The sequence below is a fragment of the Microbacterium sp. genome, from assembly GCF_029263575.1.
In the GTDB taxonomy this organism is placed as follows: Bacteria; Actinomycetota; Actinomycetes; order Actinomycetales; family Microbacteriaceae; genus Microbacterium.
In genome coordinates this window covers 1-4631 of the sequence record NZ_JAJUFV010000199.1, presented here as the reverse complement: position 1 = coordinate 4631, position 4631 = coordinate 1, and the positions used below count along the sequence as shown (strand labels likewise).

At 65.7% G+C, this 4631-nt stretch carries 5 protein-coding genes, 1 tRNA gene and 1 other RNA gene; 3 read left to right on the top strand and 4 right to left on the bottom strand.

What is annotated here, in order from left to right; all coding sequences use genetic code 11:
* Together hflX and ssrA are read left to right on the top strand one after the other, a co-directional pair.
* The coding region (gene hflX / locus Q1J95_RS14620; protein WP_300268877.1) for a GTPase HflX at positions 1–1119 on the top strand (1119 nt) is incomplete at its 5' end.
* Between the two features lie 217 nt (positions 1120–1336).
* Positions 1337–1706: a transfer-messenger RNA gene (ssrA, locus tag Q1J95_RS14615) on the top strand.
* Between the two features lie 64 nt (positions 1707–1770).
* On the opposite strand, the gene Q1J95_RS14610 is transcribed toward ssrA, so the two are convergent.
* Positions 1771–2337, bottom strand: a complete 567-nt coding sequence (locus Q1J95_RS14610; protein ID WP_300268876.1) for a hypothetical protein — start codon at positions 2335–2337, stop codon at positions 1771–1773.
* Positions 2338–2353: 16 nt separating this feature from the next.
* The gene (locus Q1J95_RS14605) at positions 2354–3175 is read right to left on the bottom strand and encodes an inositol monophosphatase family protein (protein WP_300268873.1); all 822 of its coding nucleotides are present in this window, start codon (positions 3173–3175) and stop codon (positions 2354–2356) included.
* A 105-nt stretch (positions 3176–3280) separates the two neighbouring features.
* Here Q1J95_RS14605 and Q1J95_RS14600 point away from each other — a divergent pair.
* A tRNA-Lys gene (locus Q1J95_RS14600) sits at positions 3281–3352 on the top strand.
* 49 nt (positions 3353–3401) lie between these two features.
* On the opposite strand, the gene Q1J95_RS14595 is transcribed toward Q1J95_RS14600, so the two are convergent.
* Together Q1J95_RS14595 and Q1J95_RS14590 are read right to left on the bottom strand one after the other, a co-directional pair.
* Complete coding sequence (locus Q1J95_RS14595; RefSeq protein WP_300268870.1) at positions 3402–3887, bottom strand: YbaK/EbsC family protein; 486 nt, start codon at positions 3885–3887, stop codon at positions 3402–3404.
* Between the two features lie 117 nt (positions 3888–4004).
* A partial coding sequence (locus Q1J95_RS14590; protein WP_300268868.1) for an IclR family transcriptional regulator occupies positions 4005–4631 on the bottom strand: 627 nt, incomplete at its 5' end.

The window sequence follows — 4631 nt, the reverse complement described above, 5'->3', positions numbered from 1 at the left end:
GCGGCCACGTATCTCGGGCGGGGCAAAGCGCAAGAGCTGAAGGATCTCGTCGCAGCATCCGGTGCTGACCCCGTGATCGCCGACTCCGAACTCGCACCGAGTCAACGACGTGCGCTGGAAGATGTCGTGAAGGTGAAGGTGATCGACCGCACGACGGTGATCCTCGACATCTTCAGCCAGCATGCGAAGAGCCGAGAGGGCAAGGCGCAGGTCGAGCTCGCGCAGCTCGAGTACCTGTTGCCGAGGCTTCGCGGTTGGGGCGACTCGATGAGTCGGCAGGCCGGTGGCCAGGTGGGCGCCGGAGGCGCGGGAATGGGCTCGCGCGGCCCCGGTGAGACGAAGATCGAGCTCGATCGTCGCCGCATCCGCACCCGCATGGCGATTCTGCGTCGCCAGATCCGTGACTTCGCGCCTGCCCGCGAGGCCAAGCGCGCGGAACGCAAACGCAACACGATCCCGTCGGCGGCGATCGCCGGGTACACGAACGCCGGGAAGTCGAGCCTGCTCAATGCGCTCACCAGTGCGGGGGTGCTCGTCGAGAACGCCCTGTTCGCGACGCTCGATGCCACGGTGCGCCGGGCGGAGACGGCAGACGGCCGCGTCTACACCCTGACCGACACGGTTGGATTCGTCCGGAACCTGCCGCATCAGCTCGTCGAGGCCTTCCGCTCGACGCTGGAAGAGGTCGCCGATGCCGATGTCGTCGTGCACGTCGTCGATGCCTCCCACCCAGACCCTGCCGGTCAGCTCCAGACGGTACGCGATGTGATGGGCGACGTCGGCGCCCGCGAGCTCCCTGAGATCGTGGTATTCAACAAGGCCGATCTCCTCACCGGCGATGAACGGCTGGTGCTGCAGGGTCTCGAGCCGCACGCGCACTTCGTGTCGTCGCGCTCCGGAGAGGGCATCCAGACGCTGCGCCTGGCGATCGAAGAGGCGCTGCCGAAGCCGGCCGTCGAAGTGCACGCACTCGTGCCCTACGACCGGGGCGATCTCGTCGCAGCCGTGCACGAGAGCGGCATCCTGCTGTCGGCAGAGCACGGCGAGCACGGCACCGAGGTGCATGCGCACGTTTCGGAGCGCCTGGCGGCGGATCTGGCGCCGTTCGTGCACACCTGACGCGTGCCCGAAACAGGAACAATCACCCGAAACAGGAGATTCTCTGCAGGATCGTCCTGATCTGGGGCAGTCGTCCTGTTGTCGGACGACGGACGCCACTCCCGGCGCCGGAATAGCGCGAAGCGCGAATCCGTTATAGTCTGTAATGCTCGGATGCTTTGGCAGCCGAGCTGAAAAATCCACAGAGTGACAGCGGTCCCTTCGCCAGAAGGAACACGGGGCTGATCGGTTTCGACAGCGCCTGTTTATTCACGAGAAGCGGGCCGAGGATGCAGGGTTATCTCGCAAACGCTCCCTGCAAAACAATAGTTGCCGAATCAAAGCGCAACGACTTCGCCCTCGCTGCATAAGCGAGCCCGATAGTCCGTCAGACCGTATGTGATTCCGGTACGGATCCTGGCGTCATTGAGGAATCTTGCTGCGTGACGGCGTCTGGACGTCACGTGGGACTCTTCCCAGGCTGGGCTCGTCGACTTAGGTGTCTGTGACAAAGGTCGGAGCCGAGTAGAACGTCTTCACAGACTGCGCCCGGAGAAGGCGTGGAGACTCAGCGTTGGACGGGGGTTCGATTCCCCCCAGCTCCACCACGCCGCTGTCACGATGTGACGAGGCCCGCCTCCCCAGCACATGGGGTGGCGGGCCTCGTCGTGGTCACGGCCACTCGATGAGAATGAGGCTCTGTTTGGCGTCGGCGAGCTTGACCCAGCCGTCGCCGAACTCGTAGGTCATGCCGAAGCCTTCTTCGTCGGTGGCCATGGCATAGGCGGGGTCTTCGGTGATGTAGGTGTGCCCGTCAGCGTCGGCGCGCAACCATCCCGAGCCGATCAGCTTCTGCTGGGCGTCGGCGGAGGCGTCTGCGTCGAGGGGCGCCCAGCCAAAGACCTGCACGTGGTCTGACGCGACGGTGTAGTCGCCCCAGACGCACTCGAGTCCGCCGTCGATGATCTCTTCACCGAAGCGGAACTCCTTCTGCTCGTAGGTCCAGCCGAGGTCAGTCAGAGCCTCGACGGTGCTGGCGGAGATGATGGTCTCGCACGTGGGATCGGCTGTCTCCTCGTCAGCGGGCGCTGGCGTCTCTTCAACGGGCTCGGCTGCGGCTTCCGTCTCAACGGGGGTGGGGTCCGGGGGAGTCGCGGGCTCTTCGCCAGCGGCGCATCCGGTCAGCAGGAGTGCGGTGGTCAACGCTGCGAAGGCGGTGACGGGGATTCGGCGGGTCATCTCTGGCCTTGTCGGATCAGTCGTGCGCGGGGTGATGGACGAGTTCGAGGAAAGCGTCATGGAGAACGCCGTTGGTGGCAAGTGTCGATCGCGCCGAGATCGTCTCGACGCCGTCGAAGGAGGTGAAGGTGCCGCCGGCCTCACGGACGATCGGCACGGCCGCAGCGATGTCATATTCTTGGACGTCGAACTCGGCGACCATCTCGAGCCGTCCCTCGGCGAGCATCATGTATGAGAACACGTCGCCGTAGGCGCGATCGCGCCAGACCGTCTCCGCGATGCGAAGCAGCGAGGGAAGGTGCCCGGCATCGGCCCACTGGGTGATGCTCTGAAAGCTGACGCTGGCGTCGTGGATGCTCTCGACGGCGGATGCCTGCAGCCGTCGTGGTCCGTCGGGCGAGGCCGTCCATGAGCCGGATCCGGTGGCTGCCCACCAACGGCGCCTGAGCGCGGGCATGCTCACGACGCCCACCCGGGGAACGCCGTCGACTGCAAGGGAGATCATGGTGCCCCACAGCGGCACGCCGCGCAGGTAGTTCGCGGTGCCGTCGATGGGATCGATGATCCACTGGCGGCTCGCTCCGCCGGCGGTGCCGGTTTCTGTTCCGTACTCTTCGCCGAGGATTCCGTCTGCTGGCCGCTCGACAGCCAGCAGACCACGGATGGCCCGTTCGGTCGCGAGATCGGCGTCGGTGACATATGACTGGTCCGACTTCGTGGAGATCTGCAGATCTGCGGCGTCGAAGCGGGGAATCGACTGCTCATCGGCGGCATCGGCGAGTCGAAGTGCTAGCGCAAGGTCGCTGGTAAAGGCCGTGGCGGCGGGGGAGTCGGTCACCTCTTCAGGATAGTGCCCCGTGCCAGACGAATCGGCCTGCGTCGATTTCGCGTGGCGCCGGGAAGCTGGTAACGTTGTTCGTCGGTCGGGAACGATTTCGACCATGCGCCTCTAGCTCAATGGCAGAGCAATTGACTCTTAATCAATGGGTTCCGGGTTCGAGTCCCGGGGGGCGCACAGATCAGCCTCAGCACACTCTCGCCGGTGTGCTGAGGCTTTTCTCATATCAGTCGGTGACGCTGATGACCTGCCCGTCGGTGAGGGTGCACAGTGTCTCGAAAGTCAGCGGCATGACGGTGTGCGGGTGTCCGCCCGCGGCCCAGATCACGTCGTGATCGCGCAGCGCCTCGTCGATGTATGTGCGCAGCTTCGTGGGATGCCCGATCGGTGCGACGCCGCCGATTGCCTGCCCGGTCGCCGTGCGAACGACGGATGCCGGGGCCATTGCGACGTCGGTCGCGGCGAGGCGGCGAGCGAGCACGGCGAAATCGGCGCGGTGCCCGCCGCTGGTCATCACAAGCACCGGCTCCTCATCGACCACGAAGACGAGGCTGTTGGCGATGGCGCCGACCGTGCAGCCGATCGCGGATGCCGCCTCCGCGGCCGTGCGGGCAGAGTCAGGCAGGACGCGTATCTCGCTTTCGACGCCCGCGTCACGCAGGTGATTTTCGACGATGCGGCTGCGTTCGGGAAGGGTGGTGGGATCACTCATGGGCCCACCGTACCGAAGAGTCAGGTGAGGTCACAGCCGACGACACGATAGACTTCCGCGCCGAGATCGCCTGGACGCGAGCTGTCCGCGGGTGTCGCTCAGCGTCCGAATAAACGCTCACCGCCGCGTGCCGGCGATGCGTGAGGAGAGCTGGTGGGCGTGCGCCAGCAGGGTGCGTCCGAGGTCGGCGATACGGTCAGGGCCGAATCGGAACTCGACCCCGGTCAGGCTCAGCGCCCATTCCGGGCGCCCGGAGCGATCGAACACGGCAGCGCCCATACCCCAGCTGCCCTCGACGATGAGGCCCGGATTGACCGCATAGCCACGTTCCTTCGTCTCGGCGAGACGCGTGCGCAGCTTCTGTGTGCGATGTGCTCGGCCCCAGTTCTCGCTGAGTTCCGGATGCCGGTCGAAATAGGCATCCACATCGTGGTCGGGCAGAAACGACAGGATCGCGAGTCCGGCGCTGGCGACGCCGAGCGGAAATCGAACGCCCTCGCTGAGCACGAAGGAGCGGATCGGGAACGAGCCTTCCTCGCGCAGGAGGCACACGGTCTGGTCGGCGCGGCGTACGGAAAGGAACGCGCTCTCCTCTGTTTTCACCGCGAGTGAACGGACGATATCGCGGGCGAGGGCGGTGACGTCGTACCGAGCCGCGGCCACGGATCCCATGAGAAACAGCTCGGGTCCGGGCATCCACCGGGCGCTCGTCTCGTCGCGGTCGACAAGGCCCTCTGCGCGCAG